Consider the following 22,006-nt stretch of genomic DNA (forward strand, 5'->3'; position numbering starts at 1 on the left):
AGCCATGCGAGGGAAATCGGCGCATGGCTTTCATTATATGTATTATTAATATTGTAAACTAATTGCCGGGCAGTTGGATGCCACGCCAGCCGCTTACTTCGCATTGGCCATATTCATTATCACCCACAGCAACCACCGTGCCGTCCGATTTAAGGCCGAGAGTATGAGCGCAACCCGCCGCAACCGCCACAATATCGCGCCAGCCACTTACATTGCATTGGCCATGCTCATTCCAACCCACAGCCGCCACCGTGCCGTCCGATTTAAGGCCGATGGTATGATTACTACCCGCCGCTATCGCCACAATACCGCGCCAGCCGCTTACATCGCATTGATCACGCTTATTCCAACCCACAGCCGCCACCGTGCCGTCCGATTTAAGCCCGACGGTATGAAGGTAACCCGCCGCTGCCGCCACTATGTCGCGCCAGCCGCTTACATTGCATTGGCCATACCGATTATTACCCACAATCGTCGCCGTGCCGTCCGATTTAAGCCCGACGGTATGCCAGTCACCCGCTGCTACCGCCACCATATCACGCCAGCCGCTTACATTGCATTGGCCTTCATTATTTCGACCCACAGCCACCACCGTGCCATCCGATTTAAGCCCGACGGTACGACGCCAACCCGCCGCAACCGCCGCAATATCGCACCAGCCGCTTACATCGCATTGGTCATGCTTATTCCAACCCACAGCCGCCACCGTGCCGTCCGATTTAAGCCCGATTGTATGAGCATTACCCGTATGAGCATTACCCGCCGCAACCGCCACAATATCGCGCCAGCCGCTTACATCACATTGGCCATATTTATTATCACCCACAGCTGTCACCGTGCCGTCCAATTTAAGCCCGACGGTATGACGATAACCCGCCGCTATGGTATCTTTAGGCCACCTTTTCACCTTTAACGCCGCTTCTTTCGGTGAAATGCAATCCATGTTTTACCTCCTCGTATTCTTTTCTTTCCATCCGATCATATTTGATCATATAACATTCATGCAAGATTTCGTTTCATATTCCTTGAACCCTTGCGCAGAAACCAAATATTTCGTTTAATATTGTTGTAGAAGTTTAAGGTTTAACTTAAAGGAAAGGTGATCAACAATGGAAATCAATTATACGCCGAAGCAGATTGCCAAGAAACTTAGCGTTAGCACGACCAACTTGCGACGATATGAAGAACTCGACTTGGTACCCGACGTACCTCGAACAGCAAGTAAAAGAAGATGTTACACATCGTTCCATGTTCAAGCATTCGTTGCCTTACATGTTTAAATTAAGGGATACGATATTCCTGTCGTCTACGATGTCATGAGGTTATTAAAGAAAGGCCACAGAGAACAGGCTCTATGGGTAGTCAATCTACAGAAATATAACATTCAAACAGAAAAGCAACGAATCGAAGAGGTCATAAGGCTGATTCGAAATACTGCAGAAGCTAAATGAGCAATTGGCAAATCAACTGTATGCATTACTGTTTAAATCCATTAACTCCTTTAGCCAAATCTCAATCAATTTCCTAAACTCAACAGTTTCTATCATTGACTCATATGGGATATCTAAATACGTTCCCGTACCAGACATGATACTCTTCTTACCCAGATAAAATCTTATCTATTTCCCTAGTTACAAGTTCATTCCTGGCGATAACGAGGCGTATCGCCATCGCCCGAGCGTAGGCAGGAGATCCTCTTCGGCCTCGTGTTCTAATAGACACATCACGAACGTACGTGCTATAATTGGAAGATTCTGAGTGTCATTTAGATTGGAGATTAGGTATGAATTATTCGTTACTTCGGAATCGGACATTTGTTTTCATGATGATCGGAGAAGCCATTCAGGGCGCAGGTATTTGGACAAGCGTCATTGCCAATTTGCAATTTATGCAAAGCCACGTCCCGTCTGATTTAGGCAAGAGCTTGATCTTGATGTGCGGTTTATTTCTCGGTGTTCTCATTTCGCCTCAAGCCGGGGTGTGGGCAGACCGCTATGATAAGAAAAAAATATTGCTTATATCAGGGATTGTCCGCTGTCTGGCTCCGATTGTCATGTTTGCGGCCATACAGTATCAATCTGTCGCCATCATGCTGTTGTCCGTCGTCATCATGCAAGTAGCGGCTACTGTTTATATGCCTACCGTACAAGCAGCGCTGCCTTCCGTCGTTCCAGCCTCCGAACTTCTTAAAGCGAACAGCGTAAATTTTAACGTGATTACTATAGCGAGAATTGGCGGCACTGCAGCAGCAGGTATATTGGTATCCATGATGAATTTGTACACAGTCTACGCGCTATCGCTTGCTTTTTACGTCATCCTCGTGATGCTCATTACACAGTTGAGGATTCCCAATACTGCGGATACCTTGGCTGCAAGAAAGAAGGAGAAAATCCGCTTTACGGAGTTGTTTCCACTTATTCGATCAGAACCGTCTATATTCATCGCACTTATCAATAGCGGGGTTATTACTTTGTTTCTAGGCGGTTTTAATTTGCTTGTACTGAAGTTTAGTCAAATCCAGCAGAAACCGGAACTGATGGGCTGGATCTATTCTTTAGAAGGCACTAGCATTTTGATTGCAGGTCTATTCGCAAAGCGTGTGATCGGCATGCGGAATCTGGTAACCAGCTCTACGCTGTTTATGTTATTATTTGCGCTTTCTTTTGCAGGAATGTCCTTCAGCGAGAGCAGTTTTGCGGTTCTCGGCTCTTTCGTTATGTTCGGTTGCGCAGTCGCTTTTTTCTTTCCGATGGTATCTACACTATTCCAAATCAAAGTGCCGAAAGAAGCACAAGGCCGCTTTTTCTCATTTCGTGGAATGCTTGACCGCGTCATGTTCCAGATTTCGCTGCTTGCGACCGGTGCTTGTCTCGATTGGTTTGGGATCTCCACATTTTTACTGACGCTCGCCCTCATTACAATATCAAGCGGGATCTTAACGTTGTTCATTGCCAAACGAAAATTAATGGACGTCCGGCAACCGATCACTGTAGACACAGTTGCGGGCGGGAAATAAATGAATCTAGAGAACGAACAAGCCCCGATCCTTGTAGGAATCGGGGCTTGCTTTATTAGTAGTGAAAAGGACTACGAAATTACCACTAATCAACTAACCCGAACCGAGACTCCTAACAAACCAAAGTCTAGAAATAAAGTCCTAGACTAACGCTGCGCTAATTGACATCAATAAAAATCACATTGTTTCACTTGCAGTTTTTAAAATTGTCTTCAATAATTTATTCAACTTTATTACCTGCTTATCATTTACCAAAACCTCTGCTACTGCTTTAGCTATCACTTCCCGATTTTCATCGATAAAATCAGAGATATGCTGTTCAATGACCATTCGCATCAAATCATCGTGACTATACTGGGGACCAACGATTAAATCCTCTTCGGAACATTTAAAGCATTCGCAATTCTGGCGATTGTTGATTGACGTGGAAAAGTGACTAATCTCATATTCCGCAAGCGGCCATCTGTCAGTGTTAATTCACCGATAGATGGTCTTTTTCATTTTCAGAGACGATAGAAGCCGGAAAATCTAAAGGAACGGTGTAAGAATTTGAATCAATCATATTAACCTCCAATGCGCTTACACATACAAAAGGGGACGCAGCAGCTGTATACCTCGTCCCCTCGCTTCTTACTTCTGGCTAGTTTGCTGCTTCAGTATTTCATACATATCTTTTGCCAAGAAGGCATTCTTGCTGTCCTTTTCATACCATTGTCTAAACCATTCCTCAATCTTCTTCCCGTTGCCTTTCTCCCATACCTCCTTTGCATCCTTCGTCGCTTGTTCAGCCGTATACGCCTTCCCACCCAAAATTCCTTTGACGAACATGTCATCAATAGGCTTAACAAGCGGGCCGGAGATAGCTTCAATATCCTTCGGCAGCTGCGGCATGTGCTCCGGGTGCGTAATTTCCACATACGGCTTATTCGGGTCTGAATAGATTTGCATTGCTTTCTTGTACATCTCGAAGCCTTCCTTCTGAACCGGTTCGCTTAGGTTGAAGCTCATCTCCAACTTGCCGCACTTCATATCGAGAACGGGGCTGCTGAGCATCTGGGTGTCGGTGTTCCACGCCACCTCCGTTTTCCGTTTCTCTGCGCTGATGGGCTCGGGGCATCCATTCGTTCCCTGCTTCCAATGCTCGCCCTCAATCCCATTCTTCAGCGTGCTTGCCGTCTCCTGCTTCACCAGGAAGTCAACGAACTTCATCACAGCATCCGGATGCTTCGTGCTAGCGTTCACGACTGCCGTTGCTTGCACCGGGTTCGCGTAGGCCGGGTTGAACTGACCCGCCGGGCTCTTCGGATACGCAATCGGAGTCACGATAGCGTCCGGAACATTCTTCTTAAGTGAGGTCAATTCGTTTTGTGCGAAGCTGACCCAGTTAATCTGCAGCGGATAAATGCCGACCTTGCCATTCACAAAGTCCTGCTTCGCCTTCGCCCCATTCTTATCGTTCAAGAAATCCTTATCCACAATGCCTTCATCAAACAAGCGCTTCTTAAAATCCGTTACGGCTGTGAAGTTATCCCAATTCCGTGTCACTGTGCCGTCCTTCACGACCCAGCGTGTAGCTTGGAATATTTGATCCACAACCTGACCGGATTGCAAGCTGATAGCAATACCGTGCGTATCCTTCTTACCGTTGCCGTCCGGGTCGTTCTCTGCGAACGCTTTCGCTACCTTGTACAACTCTTCCGTCGTTTGTGGAGCCTGCAGATTTAGCTTCTTCAGCCAGTCCTCACGGATCAGCAGGGCATGTATCGGATATACCTCCGACAGCCGGGCGAACTCATAGATTTTGCCGTCCGACTTCATGCCGACCTTTTTCAGCGCCGGATACTGCTGCAGCATTTGCTTATAGGTCGTGCTGTGCTTCTCAATCATTTCATCAAGAGGCATGAGCAGCTTTTGATCGATCAGCGGATTTTTAATATGCGGGGCATATTCAAAAATCAAGTCAGGCGCGCTGGCAGACGCAAAGAGCACATTCAGCTTCTGCTGAGATTCGAATCTCGGCACGGCAACAAACTTTACATTGGCCGGCCCCTTGTCATTCAGCCACTTAGTCCATCGGTTATTTTCAATCGAGCCTTCTGCCGCCGGAACGGATCCCCGGTCATAGATCGTTGCGGATATATCTTTACGCACATCAGCCTGCTTGTTGTCGGTGTTCATCGGCGCAGTAGTACCGCTCTGTGAGCAGCCAGCAACAATCAGTCCTGAGGTCATCAGCAGCGCAGCTCCGCCTTTTAACCATGCTCTTCCAACTTTCATATACAATCCCCTCTTTTTCTTCATTGGTTTGTTCATTCGTTGTTCGATAGCCATCCCTTATTAACTCATTCACATCCCTCCCGCTCAAGGTAAACGAGAAGCTCTAGCCTTTCACAGAGCCCAGCAACGCGCCCTTCACAAAATATTTTTGGAGAAACGGGTAAGCCATCACCATAGGTGCCATTAGCGTGATAATCCCTGCAGCCTTAATCCCCTCGGGAGTAATCTGAGCGGAGTCATCGGCTTGAATCAGCTGTGAAGCAACGACCTCCTGCAGTACGGATTGGCTTTGAATCATGTTCTGAACGAGCACCGTCAGATTATATTTGTGTGTGTCATTGATGTAGATCAGGACAGACAGGAATGCATTCCAGAAACCTACCGCATTGAATAAGGTTAATGTAGCGAGCACGGGCAGCGACAATGGAATAATAATTCTGCCCAGCAGCCTCCATTCGCCGCACCCGTCAATTCGTGCCGCATCCTCGATTTCCTCAGGTATTCCAAGGAAAAAAGAACGCAGTATGAGCAGGTTATAGGTGTTGACGAGCGCCGGCAGCCAAAGAGCCCAGTAGGTGTTAATGATTCCAAGAGATTTTAAGACCAGATAGTTCGGAATGGTGCCGCCGCCAAACATCATCGTAAACAGAAACGCCAGCATGAAAAATCGTTTGCCGATAAAATATTTCCTAGCGAGCGGATATGCGGTCAGTACCGTAACGATCATGGATAGTAGCGTGCCTACTAGCGTAATAATGATGCTATTCTTGAACGAATCTACCATTCGGGTCCCTTTGAACAACGACTGGAACGATTCCAGCGTAAATCCTACAGGCCATAAGGCTACGTGTCCCGACATGATAGCGTGAGCATCGCTGAAGGATAAGGCCAGGATGTGCATTAGCGGCAGCAGACAGCTTAAACCCAGCAAGAGCAGAATGAAATAGTTAACTCCATAAAATACTTTTTCTCCCAAGGTTGCTTTCATTTTTGCTCCTCCTTACCATAAGCCTTGATTGAATTTGCGGGCAATATAATTAGCCGAGAGCACGAGAACAAAGCCGACAAGATTTTCAAACAAGCCCATCGCTGCCGTCAAGCTGTACTGTCCACGCTGAATCCCGATTTGGTAAATATAAACGCTAATCACGTTCGACACATCGGAGACAACCGAATTTTGCAAATTGTAAATTTGGTCGAAGCCCACATCCATCACCTTTCCCACGGACAGGATCAACAGCAAAATGATCGTCGTGCTAATGCCGGGAAGGGTAATGTGCAGCATCTGCTGCCATTTGTTGGCCCCGTCGATGCTCCCTGACTCGTACAAGTGAGGATCGATTCCGGCCAAGGCCGCCAAGTAAATAATCGCTGCAAAACCCATTTCCTTCCATATTCCTGAACTGAAATAGATGATGAGCCAGGAGAGCTTCTCATACATGAACGGATACGGCTCCCCGAGTATGCTTTCCAGCCAACGGTTGATGGTGCCGGATTCGAGCGCGAATAACGAGAGAACGATACCGCCTACGATAACCCATGAAAGAAAATGCGGCAAGTAAACCAACGTCTGAACTACCCGCTTGAACCACATTTTTCGAACCTCATTGAGCATAATCGCCAGAATGATCGGAACGGGGAACCCTACAACGATCCCAACAATACTGATTAGCAGCGTGTTTCGAATAATTTGAAGTGACTGTACCTGATTGAAGAGCTGGACGAAATTGTCCATTCCAACCCAAGGACTTCCGAATACGCCCTCTCGAAGGTTGAAGTCCTTAAAGGCGATGATCACACCACCCATCGGAGCATATTTGAAAATCATGTAGAACATGAGTCCGGGCAAAAACATCAGCATGAGCGGAATGTTCTGCTTGATTCGCTTAATGGTGCTAGCTTTCAGCCATCGGTTTGTATCGGTATGGGGCACCGGATCCGTCTGGCTCGATTGGACAGCCACCTACATCACCTCATCTGCATAATTGAGCTGTCGTTGTAGCCCTTGTAGTTCTATCTTACGGAGTTTTCCAAACGGAAACCTTGAATTTCAAGCACACAATCTGTAATTTTTTGCACAGAAAGAAAAAAACCGTCTCAAGGTTGTCCCTTGAAACGGCTTCGTTCAACTCTTGAGTTGCTTTCGGTAATCACTCGGCGACATCTTGAATAACATGCGAAAAACGTTCGTGAAATAATTCGGATCATCATAACCGACAGAGGACGCGATCTCGAACACCTTCATATCTGAATGTACAAGCAGCAGAACCGCCTTTTGCATCCGGAGCTTGGTCAAATAAGTGCTGTAATTATCTCCTGTTTCCTTCTTAAACAATTTGCTGAAATAGGCGGGGGTCACATGAACCCGATTCGCGAGATCCGTCAGCGTGCAGTCTTCCATATAATGCTTGTCCAAAAATTCCAGCGAGCGTCGGATGATGCCCTCCTGGTTATGCAGGCGCCATGCATCATATAGTTCGAGGAAGCGTCCTGCCTGCTCTTTCGTCCATTCCTTGATAGCCTTCTCTGTGGATAATCGCTGCAGCCGATCGATTTGCTCCGCCAAACGCGGGCTCTTCTCAGCATGCTCCAGCTGCTGCTTCGCTACCTGGTGCATAGCGAAGGCCAGCCCCAGCGCTTCCATCTTCGCATCCTCGAGCGGGAGAGCGTCATGCTTTTCTGCCAACTCATTTACTATCTGCACCAGCTTGTCCGGATTTCCAAGGAGAATGGCACCGGTTAGCTGTGTCTGCAGCTCCTTCACACGATGCCCGCTCGCGGCTGGAATCGCTGCTGCTTCTGCCTCTAATCTGTCTTTTCTTGCAGAGTCTTCTTTCCCTATCATTTTAACAAATGAATCATATAAGAAAGAGAGCTCCTTCTGATTAGCAATCCGTTCGGAGCAGTGCAGTATAATCTTGATCGCCAAATAGCTTTCCACCATTTGCTCCATAAGCTGCATAATCATCTCCTGATCTTGATCACCCTCCAGCAGGATGCAAAAGCGGTCATATTCCAGCGAAATGAAGGGACCGTGCAGCTGCTGCTGCTGAAGCAACTCTGTCAGGATATTGATTATGGCGAATTGCAGCAGGCTAAGGTCGCTCGGACGATATTTTTTATGGGAAGGAATGTAGTCCGTTACTGCAATTAACAACAGCTTATTTCCCGCTACGTTAGGCAATATTTGCTTCTCATCATGTGAAAAGCCCGGCAATCTCAGAAGCAGTGCTCGCAGCTGATCCTCTTCTCTCCTGCGCTGATCGGCCTCCCGTTCCTCCTTTTGTCGAAGCAGGTCCTCAAGCCGTACGTAAGCCTTCTGCAGCACTTCCATAAGGGCTTGATCGTTGCAGGGCTTGAGCAGAAAGTCAATGACCCCGAAACGTACAGCAGCTTGCGCATATGAAAAATCATCATACCCTGTCAAAATCACAACGTCGATGCCCGAGCGCTGGCCGTGCAGCTTCTCGGCCAATTCAATGCCGCTCATTCCCGGCATCCGAATATCAGTTAGCACCAGATTCGGCTGCAGAACTTCAATCAGCTCCAGTGCCTCACTCCCATTTTCCGCCTCTCCAACGACCTTCCAGTCTAAGGAGTGCTCCTCTATCATTTTGCGAAGCCCTTTGCGAAAAAAAGATTGATCCTCAACAAGCATCAGCTTACCTGTCATTTGTATTCGCCTCCTCCTTGCCAGTCTGTGCCAAGGGCAAGTATACATGCACTACCGTTCCCTGTGCAGGAACACTCACGATATCCAGATGATAGGGAGACCCATAAACTAAGCTAATCCGTCTCATGACACTCTGAACACCTAGGGAACCTCGCTCTTCCGCACTCTCAGATGCTGGTGTGAAGAGTCTTTCCACCTCTTGCTTACTCATCCCGCGACCATTGTCCTTAATCTCAATCTTTAGAAGATCTCCCAGTCGATATGCTCGAATTTCGAGCAGCTTAGGGGCAGTCTGGTCTCGAAAGGCATGTACAAAAGCATTTTCCACCAGCGGCTGAAGAAGCAACCGCTGAATTTCACAGTCATATACATCGTCGTCCGCATGAATGCTGGCGTCGAAGTCATTTTCCAGGAAGGCCGCCTGGATACGCAAATAATTGTCGATCTGTGCAAGCTCCTCGCGAAGGGTAGTTCTTTTCTTGAGGCGCTCCAAGGAATACTTAAGCAGATTGGACAGCGAGTACACCAGATTCGCTGTGTCCAGATCATTCTGCAAATACAGCTTCCAGTACAGTCCATTTAACGTGTTGTATAGAAAATGCGGGTTCAGCTGTGCCTGCAGCGCCCTCAGCTCCGCCTCCCGCTCACTAAGTTGGCTGATATATACCTTCTTGATCAGCTCCTGCACATTAGCCGCCATCGAGTTGAAGCTCTCACCTAGAAATGCCCATTCGTCATTCGTGCGAGGGGTAATCCTGATGTCAAAATTCCCCTCCCGCATCATTCTCATCGCCTGGACCAGCTCCTTCAGTGGAGCCAGCAGCCTGCTGCTAAGCAGCACGATAAGCAGCCCGCTGAGACATATACTGAGCAGCCCTAGCCATAAGCTAGTGTTCAGAATGAATCGACTTTTTCGGAAAATATCGGATAACGAAACACGGCTTACCAACGTAAACTGAATATTTTTGGAATGGACGGATGTATACAAATAAGTTGCTTTCCCGCGTTCTTCCATCATGCTTGTAGTGTTGCCATGCAGGAAATGTTCAAGCTTTTCATCCTCGCCTCCATCAGGCTCATTCGTATAGAGCTGTTTCGCTTGAGGATCAAATAAATACACACGGCCTCCGTCGCCTCCACCAAGCTCTTGGAACGATCGGTTAATAAATTCCTCGTCAATGACCATAACTAGAAGTCCATAAACCTCATTTACGTTATTCTTCATCCAGCGTGATCCGATAATGACTTTCCGGTAGCCGCTCTTCTCGATTTGACTGGGGATCGATTTCCGGGTCCAGACCAGATCGCCTTTGGAGGAAGCAACGCTGCTCTGGATTTCGTCGAACACCTTCTGGCTCAGCGGCTCCACTGTTTCTTTCATCAGGTTGTGATAATAGTTGGTGCCAGATCGATCGTATAAGTATAGAGACAGCAACTGCGGCGCATCGAATTTGACCTGCCGCAGCTGCTCGGCTATTTGCTCTTGCTCAAAGTGCCGATCGGCGTACGACGTCTCCCGGCCGCCTGTGGAAAGATTCGCGATGATTCTCTCAATGGTCGGATTAAACACAATATAATTCGAAATCCGGTACAGTTCCTGAATACGAAGCTCCAGTTGCGTCATGGCCTGCTCGCTTGCCTTCACATACTGATCCTTGACCTCCTCCTCGAATAAACGAAGATGCGTTTGGTAGGAAATCAGCCCGGTGAGGTTCACGGTAAAGAAAATGATAGCGGAAATACCTATCAACAGCTTGCTCTTAAAACTGGCCTTCTTTACCCACTGTCTCCACACGCAGGCAGCCCCCACTTTCTTCTCATACGATGATGACTTGCAGTGTTGACAAGTATTTCTACACCCGTGAGAAATTTCCTTCATATAACTGACTGTTACAATTGTCTAAAGCCAATACGCTGTGGCCACCAGTTTTGATTGAATCCGACATCCGACATCATCTTTTTATGTGGTTTACAAAAAGTTACAATGAATAGAAAGAGGAATTATTCCCTTTATGTGGAAAGGTTAATTGAGTGAACAACGGACATTTTCGAGTCCGGATTGAAGGAGGAACATTATGCCCATCCATCCCTACGGAGTACTCAAATGCAAAGTACACGATCGGCGTCTCGGCACAAACGAGAACCCACATTATCAGGTGCACGCTAGCGCAAATAACGAACACTTCCGAATAGCGATCAATGTCAAGTCGCAGTTGAGTCCATCCGAGCTGTTGTACTGTACGATTGAACATTTTCAGCATGTCATGACGGCCGAATTGTCTGCTATGCCATTTGGTTTTTCGCAGCTGGCAAGCAAGCCTGACGGACAGGCACTCGATTATATTCGCAGCAATCTATTCGATCGCCTCAACATGCTACCGCTTGCCTTCAATATACCGGGAAGAGACAACGATTTGAACGAGAAGCTTGACTTCTACATCAGACGCGCGATGGAAACAGATGATGCTGTTATGTACGCATTCGGTGAAAGATGGGGTCCTGAACACGGCAAGGCGGACAAAATTTTTGGATTCGAAATCGGCAACGGCATTCACAATATTCATATGAATCAAGGTAATAGTGGCACATTTACGAAAGACGACGGTGTCTACCAGGACGGGGGGTTGCTGATTCACTTCCCGTCGGAAGACAGGTGGATCGCCGTATTCCTCGCTTTTCAGTCCCAGTCATGGCACACCGACGATAATTCGGGACACGTAATTACTGACCCTGCGGAGGAACCAGTTCAGGTGGAAGTCGGCGGCATTCTAATCGCAGGGGTCATCGTACAGAATGAAGATGGCAGTTACGAAACGGTCACACTGCTGAATGCTTCCAATCGGGCAGTAGACTTGACAGGTTGGGTAATCGCAAACAAGGCTAAGCAAAAGTATAAGATTCATGGCATCATCGAACCCGGACAGTTTATGTCAATCCCAGTAGCCGAACCTGCATTCTTCCGAGACAAGGGTGATATTATTACACTACTCGACCGTAGCGGCCTAAAAGTCGCCGGAGTCTCATATACAAAGCATCAAGTGAAACCTGGCTGGACGATACTCTTTTGAGTTCATACAAATAGAAGAACCGCCTTCCAATTAATTGTTTGGAAGACGGCTCTTTATTTTTTTGCGGTTTTTTTTCGTTATAGAAATGTCATCCTATGAAACAGTTGGAAACCTTAAAAATAGCTGCGATCGTGGTCACTATCTGCGTCTGGGTAGATTAAGGTGCTCGCAAACGCTTCGAACTCACATTAGCGACAGGCATGGCGAGTAACAAAAAATTCATCGCAAGAAAGTTAAGTGACAGTAACGCCCAACTTTTTCTCCTACTGCTTCGAAAATAGAAGAATAACGGCAAGCTTCCAATGATGCTAATGACCACATTTGCTAAATAACTGAAATGGGGGCTCCCATAATTAATTGCAAACATTCCGCCAACGATGATGAATTGCAAAAACAGGGCATTGCGAAGTGTAAAAGTTTTCATTAGCACCATTTCCCCATTCCTGACCGTTACTTGAATGAACAAAAAATGGAGTTGCCGCGAGGCAAGCTCCTTCACTATCGTTCTCCGTGTGCTTAATGACTAATTTCCTTAAATGTTTGTTATTCTTAGATGCATTTAACATAACACTGATTCAGCAGGCCGTATTCCCCTAACTCCTGAATTTTCTCATCCATACCTTGAACTTTGTTCGCTGGCATGAAAAATGCACCCCCTAGAATTCATCGGATTAACAATGGGAGTTCCTATGTCTATTCTTAGGGGTGACTTCACATATGACCTAATCTCTGTTTAAAAACGATTAACTGCCCTTTCTTTCGGCGCTTGGATTATTGTCCCTGTTATCGTGATCCATTTTAATCGTGACACTTGGACCGGAAAGACTCAAGTTTCCAGTTGCATCAACCGCTTTGATCATAAACTTGTAATTCGTATCTTTTTGCAAATTGGCGACATTGTAAGTTGTGACGTTGCCCAAAACAGCGATTTCCTTAGCAGAAGTATCGTTCACTAGATAAACCCTATAACCGGTCACGCCGATGTTATCAACTGCTGCATTCCATTTTAGGGTCAAGTCGGTTTTCGTTACAATGGTTAAGGTCAAATTGCCGGAGTTCCAAAGTGGTGCAAAAGTATCGCCCGCCTGTGTATTTTCTGCACCTGCTTGATTAAGAACGATAGCTGGAACATCAGCCGTTTGATTCGTATACGTGTACAGTCTAGGCGTCCAATTTACAGGCTGCAAAGTAGCGCTACTCTTGGCAATTTCAACATTTTCGCTATTCAATACGGAGCCTTTGTCAGTGAATGCAGTTCCGCCGGATACTTGAATCAGGGATGAAGGCAGTAATCCTGCATCATTCGCAAAATAGTTATTTTCAGCATAGACCTGCGATTGGAATCCTACCCCGATTGCATAGAGGTACGGGTTATTCGGATGGTGCGCTGTTCCTTCGTAATAGTTGTTGTACACATGAACTTGACCGTAACGTACACGTGGTGCACGCTGACCTACGTTCCGATAAACGTTGTGATGGAAAGTAATTCTTTCCTTGCCGGCATCGCCGCTAAAGCTATCGCTTCCACCTACAAGCGTAGTCTTGTCATGATCATGGAAGTAGTTGTAGGATACAGTAATCATGTCGGATGCATTCGTCATATCTAGGGCACCGTCGTGTTGTTGATACTTGCGTCCAAAATATTTATGATTCGGATCATCAATGCCGCCTAAGTCATTAAATGTGTTGTGGTCGATCCAAACATGAGTGGAGCCTTTAACCGAGATGTTGTCATAAGCGGAGTTCCAATTGCCCGAATCGCCATCCGTCGGATCCCACTGCGGGAAATAATCGAATGTGTTCTGGAATTCGACGTTCCGGATGATTACATTATCCACATTCTCTAGGTTCAGGTTGCCGCCGAGAATCTTCGCATTGGTTCCGGGCAAACCGACGATCGTCGTATTTGAACCGACATTTATTTTGATTTGTTTGCTTTGATTACTAGCCGATCTTGTACGCGCCTCTTCCAAAGCGCCACTAGGCAATGTTTTACCCCAAATGGCCGGGTCGTATGTCTTGAGATAAGCGTCAAAATCATAAAGCGGATCCTTGTAAAATTCCAGACCTATCTGGTTGTCGTTATTATCCACATTCATATTCATCGAACCATTAATGTAGATAATCTTCGGCGTACTGCCGGCCACTGCTTTCACCAGTTCACTGCGCTTACTCACGATGAAAATATGATCCGGATTAGCCGTCGATCCGCCGGTTGTTCCTGTGGTATGGGATCCCCATCCGTCATTAGGCGCCAGTACTTGTCTGCCAATGTCGTTATCTCCGCTATCGACCACATTTACGGTCAATGGCACGGCGATGTCTCCGAAGTTAAAGACCAGTGTTGTTGATCCCATTGGCAGTCCGGAAAGGTAATCTTTCTTGAGCGTATATACGCTGCCGGTAACGGTGTAGTCCAACGATCCAAGAACTCCTGTGCCATTCGTGATATTCGTCAACGCAAATCCGTTGCTCCTGACACTTACGTTAATATCCGCATTATTTGCCGGGTTCTTATCAAAGTTGGAGGATGTAACCACAACTTCTGGCGTATAGTTTACTTTCGGCATGATAACCGGAATGGATGGATCCCAACCACCTAAAATTTGCGGAATCGTCAAACTTGCTTCCTGTCCTGTGAGCTGAGTGGAAATTTGACGTGTGGTTGCATTCGCTCCGTATCCATAGCTGTTATATTCCGAAAAATAGCTAGCTATACAAGAACCCGCACAGGAAGCCGCCCAGCCCTCCGGAAGAAACTTATTCGAATCGATTAAAGTGTTGATAAATGTAACTCTTGCGTAATCCTTCCAAGCGCGCCCCAAGTCGTAAATCCCTTGTGCAGAAGGGCCATCGACCACTTGAGAATTAAAAAATACATATCCCTTGTCCGTCGTATTTCTCTGCGCTCCTGCCGTAATATGTCCTCCTGCACTCGCTCCGGCCGGGACATTACTCACAAGCACTATTCTCACATTGTCCATGACGACAGCGGGAGCTTCACCGAAGATGAAATCGACGTCTCCTTCAATAATGCTGTTGTGGATATAATGACGTCCCTGATTTTTGGAATTTAAGCCGTTGTACAGCGTATCCTGATAGCCTTTCAATCTCACCGCTTCCAATACGGCCATATCGCTTTTGAGCGACAGTGCTACCGCCTGTGCCACTTCATTGCGCGGTCCGGCGCTGTTCTCGATCGTCAGATTGGAAGCGTTAAAGAAGTCTGCAGTTACGTCCACCGTCTGGCTTAGGAACGTGTTTCCTGTGTGACCGGGCTTGCCCTGTGTTGCCGCTGTCCCTGCGTAATCGCCATACAAAATAGATGTTTTATCCATGCCCGCACCGACAAGACTTACATATGGACGATCAACCTTAAGCTTTTCGGTATATGTTCCGGGAGCGATAGAAATGATCGTTCTTATGGTGTTATTTGTCGGAACCCTATTAATAGCGCTTTGAATCGTATTGAATACTCTTACACCATCAGCTGCTACATTCTTATCTACCGTCAGCATAACCGCTGGGAGTACAACAAGTTCATCCGAATCAGGGCTCTCGCCGTTCGAATTTACAGCGGAAACAACATAATAATAAGTTATCCCGTTTATCACGCTCGAATCGTCAAATGTTGAATGGTAAGTTGAAGAGATTACCGTATATGATCCGTCATCGGAAATAGCTCTCTTTACATTGTAAGAGGTAGCACCATTAACCGCATCCCAGGAAAGGCTTATGCTGCCTTCTTTCGCGACTGCTTTGAAGCTTGTAGGTTTAGCCGGTGCACCCATAACCGGAGCATTTGGCTTTGCTTTTAATTGATTTGAAATCATGCTTTCTTGCCTATCATTTACAGCAGTAACTACGTAATAATAAGTCTTGCCGTTTTCCGCTGAGGTATCCAAGTAACCGGTTTCGTTAACATTGGCCAGAGCTATGTATGGTCCACCGTTTACCAAACTTCTTTTTACGCTGTAAGTAGATGTCTTCGTTACTGAAGTCCAATTTAGCTGGACCTGGTTATTTCCAGGTTCGACGCTCAATAACGTCGGAGCACCTAACGGTGCTGCAGGGGATACCTTTTCGAGCAGTTTTGGCTGCCCTAGACCGCCGACATTCCCGGCTGTAAGTCTGTAATAATACTCCGTATCCGACCTCAAGTTCGTATCCAAATAGGAAGTGCTGGTAAGCTTTGGTTTCCCGTTCATCAGTAATGGGACAAAAGGTCCTTCCGGTGTTGTGCTTCGCTCAAGCGTATAGAAGGTCGCTTTATTAACAGGATCCCAGGCGACCGAAAGTTGCCCGTCTCTGACGGTGGCGTAAAGGCTTGTAATCTCGTCTGATGGGGGTTCCACGTTGTTAGGATAGCCGGGTGCATAATACGAATACTCACTTTCACCAGACGTGTTCATCGAAGTCACCTTGTAATAGTAGTATTTATCGTTAATCAGACCGGCAGTATCCGTATAGCTGTTAGACGGCACACCTTCAGCAAGTTTTACATAGGTTCCATCCGGGGATTCGCTGCGATACACATTATAGGAATCCGCACCGCTGGTAGCATCCCAGCTCAGCTCAACCCTGCGGTTTGCGCCTTCGGCTGTCAAATTTAGCGGTGTCACCGCTTCTTGTGGATAAACGATGATGTTGTCAACATACGCATTCCCTGTCGACGTACCCGCCATTCTAAAATTTATAGAGGCGATATCTGTAACCGGGCTGGCGAATTTGAAATTTCCGGAGAATATGCTATTAATATAAAGATCTGCCGTATTTGCTTTTATATCGGCAACGTACTTCACCGTATACCAGGTTTTCGCCTGGAATTTTTGTGTGCCGCCTGTTTGAGGATTCGGAAAGGCGAAATCGGCCTTTAAGGAAAGCGCTAATTTCTTATTGCTATCTAGCAATTCCAATACATATGAATCGCTTACTATAGCGCCTTCCATAAATTCGAGCTGGGCGGTAATCCCTTTGTTGCTCGCTGCGGTTACAGGTGTAAACGCTTTATTGAAGCCACCTCTGCCACCACCGTCACTGATCCATAATACGTTGGTTGTGTTTCCGACTAAAGTAGTCGATGTTTGGCCATAGCTGTTTCTAGGATTACTACTATTAATTATCGTAGAATTGTTCGTAGCCGAAAAAGCAGTAATCACACCGCTGCCAAAAGGCGGGGTATACCCTTCCGGTAATACTCCTAACGTACTCCCTTCAAAATCATCATTGATAAGAGATGTAACCGGCGCCGCCGCCGCCCGAACTTCAGACGCACTAGTGAGCGGCACATAGGAAAAAAGAAACAACAGACACAGTATAATTCGAAGCGCTTTCATCATGTAGTCTTTCAACCTCCTAATCTACTTTGAAAAGATAACCAAAGTATATTAGCGGCACGCTTAGTTCCGCAATAATCATTAGCTCAGATGTTGAATGATTATTGACAATGCTCGCACTTTTCCTCGGGAAGTGAAAGAGAAACCTCAGGATAAACTTGGCATATTGCCGGTTTATTTCTCGCGATGCATTTTTTCTCGCCGCTGGTTGCGCCATTTTCAATTCTTTTCGATATGTTCGCTGGCGTTCATACATTGCTTAATGAAGAGGTTTATGCGGACTTTCTTAGTAATTCGGGTTACTACTATGTTGAAACCGGCATGACCGGGCGACATTTATTTGCAAAAGAATTCGCAGATGAGCGAACGCATCATTTGCATTTCCTGCCGATCGTGGGATTTCACGAAAGAAAAGAATTGCTATTTCGCGACTACCTCCTGAACATATCATTCCGATCCTGAGGGCTACACACGAGCAAAAACTGCCTTTATTCAACGAGTTGATGACCTGGCTCGAACAGAACGTGGACTCCCTCTATGTTAGATAGACTTGTCCTCAAGTATTCAATTCCACTATGCTGCCCTTTAGTTTAATGAGGCCGCCGGATCGATTCTGCGGCGGCCTCATGATGTTTGTGTCGAACTAACGCTCCCCTTGTTTAAGAAACCATAAACCATTATCGGAATGGATTTATCATATCATTGTTCACCATCACACACCTCTGTAGAGGTGCAACAACCTTTAGGCTAACAGTATTACCAATCTTGACAGCTGTTCAAGAAGGAGGTCGGCGTATACGTATAGCGCTTTCTATCAACATCCCCAGGAACTGTAGGTTGATTTGTGTCACTGGATGACAATGTAGACACATTTGTGCAGTACATTTGTGTCATTGGACTGTACAATTGGCTTCACCAAACACAAATAATAGACACGCCAATTTTGCCGTGTTCAGACCTGTCGAGAAAGTCTCGACAGTCTTCTTTTATACCAAAACAAATTAATACGATCACCGCGTTAATTGGGCGACGTAAAGCCCGATGCGTGGTACGCCGGTGCCTTTACCGAACTTGTATAACTTGCATGAGCATGGGCCGTTTCAACTACATCAGAATAATTGCTTTACAGGACACCTTATGGTGTTATATTATAAAGTTATGAATTAGGACACTTATCGGTGTCGAATACAAATAAATTAAAAAGGAAGAGGTTTCAAATGATTATACTAACCATCGTTCTTCATAGTTGGCTGCTTTTCTCCATGGGCTTCTTTGGCGGAAGCAAGATTGCAGGAGCCAAGCATCAGGTCGAGCTGTTCGATTCGATTAAACTTCCTCAGTGGTTCCGCCTCATTACAGGCTATATTCAAATTGTTGGATGCATAGGCCTCATTATCGGCTACTGGTATCCAGGGATTGCCGCATGGACTGGAATATTGATAGGCATTATGATGTTAATTGCGATCCTCTCGCATTTTAGAGTCAAACATCCGTTTGGGAAAGTGATGCCTGCCTTGCTGAATATCTTGATTGCTATTGCCGTAGTAATCTTATATGCAGATGAATTGTCCCATCCGTTTGGGTAAGTTCATAACTATGGTAGTGAAATACCCAATGGTGGAGAGCGCATCGCTGGCAGCGATGAAGTCATGGGTTCGCCCGCGCGAACGGAGCGATAGCGAAGGACAATGCTTGACATATCCTTTCAATAACGATTTATGCCGACTTATTAAAAGGTGGAGATGTTTTAATGAAATACTATTACTTCCAAAGTTTATTCCCTAAAACTATTATCGAATCTCCCCCTATTGTTGCTATTTATGGTGTTTATGACCATAAGCCCTGACCTCATAAAAGCCCACGCTCCCTCCCCGAAGGAGGTGCGTGGGCTTTTATTTTGTAAAACGTCTACGAACGAATAGCCTCTATACGCAACCGACCTTCTGGTTCACCAGGTATCCTTATTTCTATAGTACCGTCTGAAAGGCTGGTCACCTTTATTTCTTGACCATTCCATGAAACCCTATATCGGTGGCCGAAATTCATACATACAATTACGGAATGTTCTCGGGTTGGATCTCCAAAATAACGGATTTCCGCATTCAAGGAGGTATTGCCTTCGGTGAATTCGGATTTATTCACCCAAACATCATAACCGCAGGTCAATGTACCAGGACGATAATAAGCAGCAAACCAGCTCAGCACTGGTGTTGACAAGCCTCCGAAATGGTGCCATCCAGCGCCTCTCCCCGATTGAACGATAAAATGCTCGTAGCAATTGTAGGTTTGCTCAACTTCTTGCTTCCAGAGTCCTAATGCCGTAGATGCAATTCGGTGTGCTCCCTCGGTTCTGCCATGACTGAGCATCGCCTTCCAGATAAACCATTGATGCGGCATCCATACCGCACCGTTCCAGTAACCCTCTGCCCGGTAATAAGGTGCGCTTTGGTCAACCGTTGATAAACCAATTGGGCTCCATAGCCGTGAGGCATCTAGCATATAGCCCAAAAGACGATCTTCCTGCTCTTTTGTGGCGATTCCCGCAACCAGTGGATAAGCACCGTCTAGTCCCATATTATAATTATGACCGCTCTCGTGACGCAAAAGTCCGGTAGGATTACCCTGCTGGTCGTGAACCACATATCCAAAATACCCTGCTTCCTCATCCCAGCTATTTCGCTGAACGGAACTGCTGAAGGAGGCAATATCACTATCATATTCCTTCACATGGTCTTCCAAATGACCAATAGCGATTGCGGCCATCTTAAGAATCTTGGCAATACGGATCCCATGGCAAGAATTAGATACCGGTGCAACCTCTGCCGTCAATTTTTGCTTATGGACATGGACTTGAGGCGGGTAATCATCCCAACCTCCTGAGTTGTAGAAATAATCCCAAGTTTTCAGCAAACCAGACTGAAGGGTACGCGTAGTGGAGCCTTCACTTTTACCCACATAGAACAAATAATATTGGCGAAGTCTCGGATAAAAATGCTCAAGCAGCTCTCTTGACTGCGTTTTGTTCCAAAGTTCAAGGAATACATAATGCTGCACGGGAACCATGCTGCCATGGTGTATGAAAGCTGCATGGGTATCACCTGGCTCGGTTACATAAGCGTTTAAGCATTCGATCGCGCGCTGTGTATCGAGCTCCGCTAGCCCTAGCCCGATGAAACCGGAGTCCCAAGTGTACAGGCAATCCCACCAACGACCAGGCGTATAGTGCCGTATATAGCTGCGCTTTGTGTATACGGGATAGACGACATTCGTTAAAACGGTAGCCGACAAGAGTTGTTGACTAAATGCATATTGTTTTCCTTCAGGTTGAACGGCATGCTCGAAGGCAGCCGCCTTAGCTTCCCCTTCTGCGAATGAATTCAAATAACGTGGATCCTCCACATGCCAGTCCAAAATTAGACGGTTCACTTCATCCAGTGATCCCGAAGTTACCATTCCATATAGTGTCTCCTCACTTTGCGCCCTTAATGGAATAGGCCGAAGAAATACATTGGTGAAATGACCCTCGCCTTCACCCTTGAGTATGGAATGAACGTGATGATGAACATTATGTCTCATGAAGCGATCCAGCTCATCACTATGGAATTGCCGGATCTCGTAATCCTCAAAATGCCATAGCATGCCGTAAACATGATCTATGCCCTCATACTGCAGAATTAAGCTGTTGGGCACTGGCCCAGGTATGAGTTCGGGGTGAACGTTGGTAGTAACTGGGTTAAACTTCACAAGTTCCTTCTGTGCCCGCTCCACCAAGAAAAAACCGTCCAATTCCAAGTGCGCAGAGCCACCGTCTAGAGCAACGAACTCGATTACGAATGTTCCTTGTGAACATCCATCAATACCGACCTCAGCCACCTCATCTTCTCCTGTACCAAGGAGCTCCACTCTACTGGCGCAGTCACCTTCGATTGAGAGCCAGACAGACTCTCCCTTCGGTAACCTAAACCTCATTCCTAATGCTGCATCGTCCAGCGTTTGGGATAAGTTTATCCGATATGAAACTCGATCGCCCTTTTCCTGTGCAAAGCCCATGCCAATTCCTGAGCCATTAACAAACTGCACCGCTCTTACCTCTGCACGATATAAACCATCGTACACAAGGTGATCAGTTGGCCTTGGCGTCGCAAATACAAGATCCACATAATCCAAAGCATCGATCCATACCGCTCCTTCTGGAAGCTCAACCTGAAGCGTCTGCAGCACCTTACCGTGGGAACGCACCTGAGGCAAGTGAAGCGAGGCCATCCAGTGGAGAACTAAGTTCTGCTCTGTCTCGGTTCGATTAACCAGCTTACAACGGATGAGTCGAATATCAGTCCCTGCTGAAGCATAAGCCATATCTGCATAAACTTGATCTTTCCATTCAAGCTCATGGCGATGAGAATAGTAGCTGAGGTCTGCCGATGCCTCCCATGGGTGATATCCTGACTCCCACATCACATTCGGAATATCGACTTTGCGCCTATAAAATCCGGGAAACACGCTAAGATCAAACCGGATACCTTGTTCCTTATTGGCAATATGGGAGATTCCCATGTATTTCTTTGTAAAAGGCCCCCACGACGGGAGCCCCTTTAGATCATGTGTGCCAATTAAATTTTCCATGGATGCTTATCTC

At 46.5% G+C, this 22,006-nt stretch carries 15 protein-coding genes and 3 pseudogenes; 6 read left to right on the top strand and 12 right to left on the bottom strand.

What is annotated here, in order from left to right; all coding sequences use genetic code 11:
- Positions 1-58: 58 nt before the first annotated feature.
- On the bottom strand, positions 59-943 hold the full coding sequence (locus QFZ78_RS05195) for an RCC1 domain-containing protein (RefSeq protein ID WP_307545973.1): 885 nt from the start codon (positions 941-943) through the stop codon (positions 59-61).
- A 166-nt stretch (positions 944-1,109) separates the two neighbouring features.
- On the opposite strand from QFZ78_RS05195, the gene QFZ78_RS05200 reads away from it, so the two are divergent.
- The gene (locus QFZ78_RS05200) at positions 1,110-1,280 is read left to right on the top strand and encodes a MerR family DNA-binding transcriptional regulator (RefSeq protein WP_307545974.1); all 171 of its coding nucleotides are present in this window, start codon (positions 1,110-1,112) and stop codon (positions 1,278-1,280) included.
- 503 nt (positions 1,281-1,783) lie between these two features.
- Positions 1,784-3,016: an MFS transporter gene (locus tag QFZ78_RS05205; protein WP_307545975.1), complete on the top strand. Its 1,233-nt coding sequence runs from the start codon at positions 1,784-1,786 to the stop codon at positions 3,014-3,016.
- Between the two features lie 177 nt (positions 3,017-3,193).
- Here the strand turns inward: QFZ78_RS05205 and QFZ78_RS05210 are convergent, their stop codons facing one another.
- The 6 genes from QFZ78_RS05210 to QFZ78_RS05235 form a co-directional block, all read right to left on the bottom strand.
- Positions 3,194-3,346 carry a hypothetical protein gene (locus tag QFZ78_RS05210; protein ID WP_307545976.1) on the bottom strand — a complete coding sequence of 51 codons (153 nt, stop codon included), beginning with the start codon at positions 3,344-3,346 and terminating at the stop codon, positions 3,194-3,196.
- A 300-nt stretch (positions 3,347-3,646) separates the two neighbouring features.
- Positions 3,647-5,293: an extracellular solute-binding protein gene (locus QFZ78_RS05215; protein WP_307545977.1), complete on the bottom strand. Its 1,647-nt coding sequence runs from the start codon at positions 5,291-5,293 to the stop codon at positions 3,647-3,649.
- A gap of 103 nt (positions 5,294-5,396) precedes the next feature.
- Positions 5,397-6,281 carry a carbohydrate ABC transporter permease gene (locus QFZ78_RS05220; protein ID WP_307545978.1) on the bottom strand — a complete coding sequence of 295 codons (885 nt, stop codon included), beginning with the start codon at positions 6,279-6,281 and terminating at the stop codon, positions 5,397-5,399.
- 12 nt (positions 6,282-6,293) lie between these two features.
- A complete protein-coding gene (locus QFZ78_RS05225; protein WP_307555501.1) occupies positions 6,294-7,154 on the bottom strand; it encodes an ABC transporter permease in 861 nt (286 codons plus the stop codon).
- A 264-nt stretch (positions 7,155-7,418) separates the two neighbouring features.
- Complete coding sequence (locus QFZ78_RS05230) at positions 7,419-8,966, bottom strand: response regulator (RefSeq protein ID WP_307545979.1); 1,548 nt, start codon at positions 8,964-8,966, stop codon at positions 7,419-7,421.
- Positions 8,956-10,761: a cache domain-containing sensor histidine kinase gene (locus QFZ78_RS05235; RefSeq protein ID WP_307545980.1), complete on the bottom strand. Its 1,806-nt coding sequence runs from the start codon at positions 10,759-10,761 to the stop codon at positions 8,956-8,958. The genes QFZ78_RS05230 and QFZ78_RS05235 overlap by 11 nt, the downstream gene beginning before the upstream one ends.
- A gap of 280 nt (positions 10,762-11,041) precedes the next feature.
- Here QFZ78_RS05235 and QFZ78_RS05240 point away from each other — a divergent pair.
- Positions 11,042-11,683, top strand: a pseudogene (locus tag QFZ78_RS05240) (DUF2278 family protein); the annotation flags it as partial.
- Between the two features lie 33 nt (positions 11,684-11,716).
- On the top strand, positions 11,717-12,034 hold the full coding sequence (locus QFZ78_RS05245; RefSeq protein ID WP_307555503.1) for a lamin tail domain-containing protein: 318 nt from the start codon (positions 11,717-11,719) through the stop codon (positions 12,032-12,034).
- Positions 12,035-12,191: 157 nt separating this feature from the next.
- Here QFZ78_RS05245 and QFZ78_RS05250 read toward each other — a convergent pair whose 3' ends face one another.
- From QFZ78_RS05250 to QFZ78_RS05255, 4 genes and pseudogenes are all read right to left on the bottom strand, one after another.
- The gene (locus QFZ78_RS05250; RefSeq protein ID WP_307545981.1) at positions 12,192-12,458 is read right to left on the bottom strand and encodes a hypothetical protein; all 267 of its coding nucleotides are present in this window, start codon (positions 12,456-12,458) and stop codon (positions 12,192-12,194) included.
- A 319-nt stretch (positions 12,459-12,777) separates the two neighbouring features.
- Positions 12,778-13,080 (bottom strand): fibronectin type III domain-containing protein, encoded by a 303-nt coding sequence (locus tag QFZ78_RS38415; protein ID WP_373461102.1) that lies wholly within the window; start codon positions 13,078-13,080, stop codon positions 12,778-12,780.
- A 51-nt stretch (positions 13,081-13,131) separates the two neighbouring features.
- Positions 13,132-14,391: pseudogene (locus QFZ78_RS38420) on the bottom strand (pectate lyase family protein); the annotation flags it as partial.
- Positions 14,371-17,373, bottom strand: a pseudogene (locus tag QFZ78_RS05255) (pectinesterase family protein); the annotation flags it as partial. The pseudogenes QFZ78_RS38420 and QFZ78_RS05255, both read right to left, overlap by 21 nt.
- Positions 17,374-17,604: 231 nt before the next feature.
- Here QFZ78_RS05255 and QFZ78_RS38425 point away from each other — a divergent pair.
- Both QFZ78_RS38425 and QFZ78_RS05260 read left to right on the top strand, forming a co-directional pair.
- On the top strand, positions 17,605-17,832 hold the full coding sequence (locus QFZ78_RS38425) for a GrpB family protein (RefSeq protein WP_373461103.1): 228 nt from the start codon (positions 17,605-17,607) through the stop codon (positions 17,830-17,832).
- Between the two features lie 755 nt (positions 17,833-18,587).
- Positions 18,588-18,956, top strand: a complete 369-nt coding sequence (locus tag QFZ78_RS05260) for a DoxX family protein (protein WP_307545983.1) — start codon at positions 18,588-18,590, stop codon at positions 18,954-18,956.
- 322 nt (positions 18,957-19,278) lie between these two features.
- On the opposite strand, the gene QFZ78_RS05265 is transcribed toward QFZ78_RS05260, so the two are convergent.
- Positions 19,279-21,993, bottom strand: a complete 2,715-nt coding sequence (locus QFZ78_RS05265) for an MGH1-like glycoside hydrolase domain-containing protein (protein WP_307545984.1) — start codon at positions 21,991-21,993, stop codon at positions 19,279-19,281.
- Between the last annotated feature and the right edge of the window lie 13 nt (positions 21,994-22,006).

This window comes from Paenibacillus sp. V4I5, assembly GCF_030817255.1.
Taxonomy (GTDB): Bacteria; Bacillota; Bacilli; order Paenibacillales; family NBRC-103111; genus Paenibacillus_E.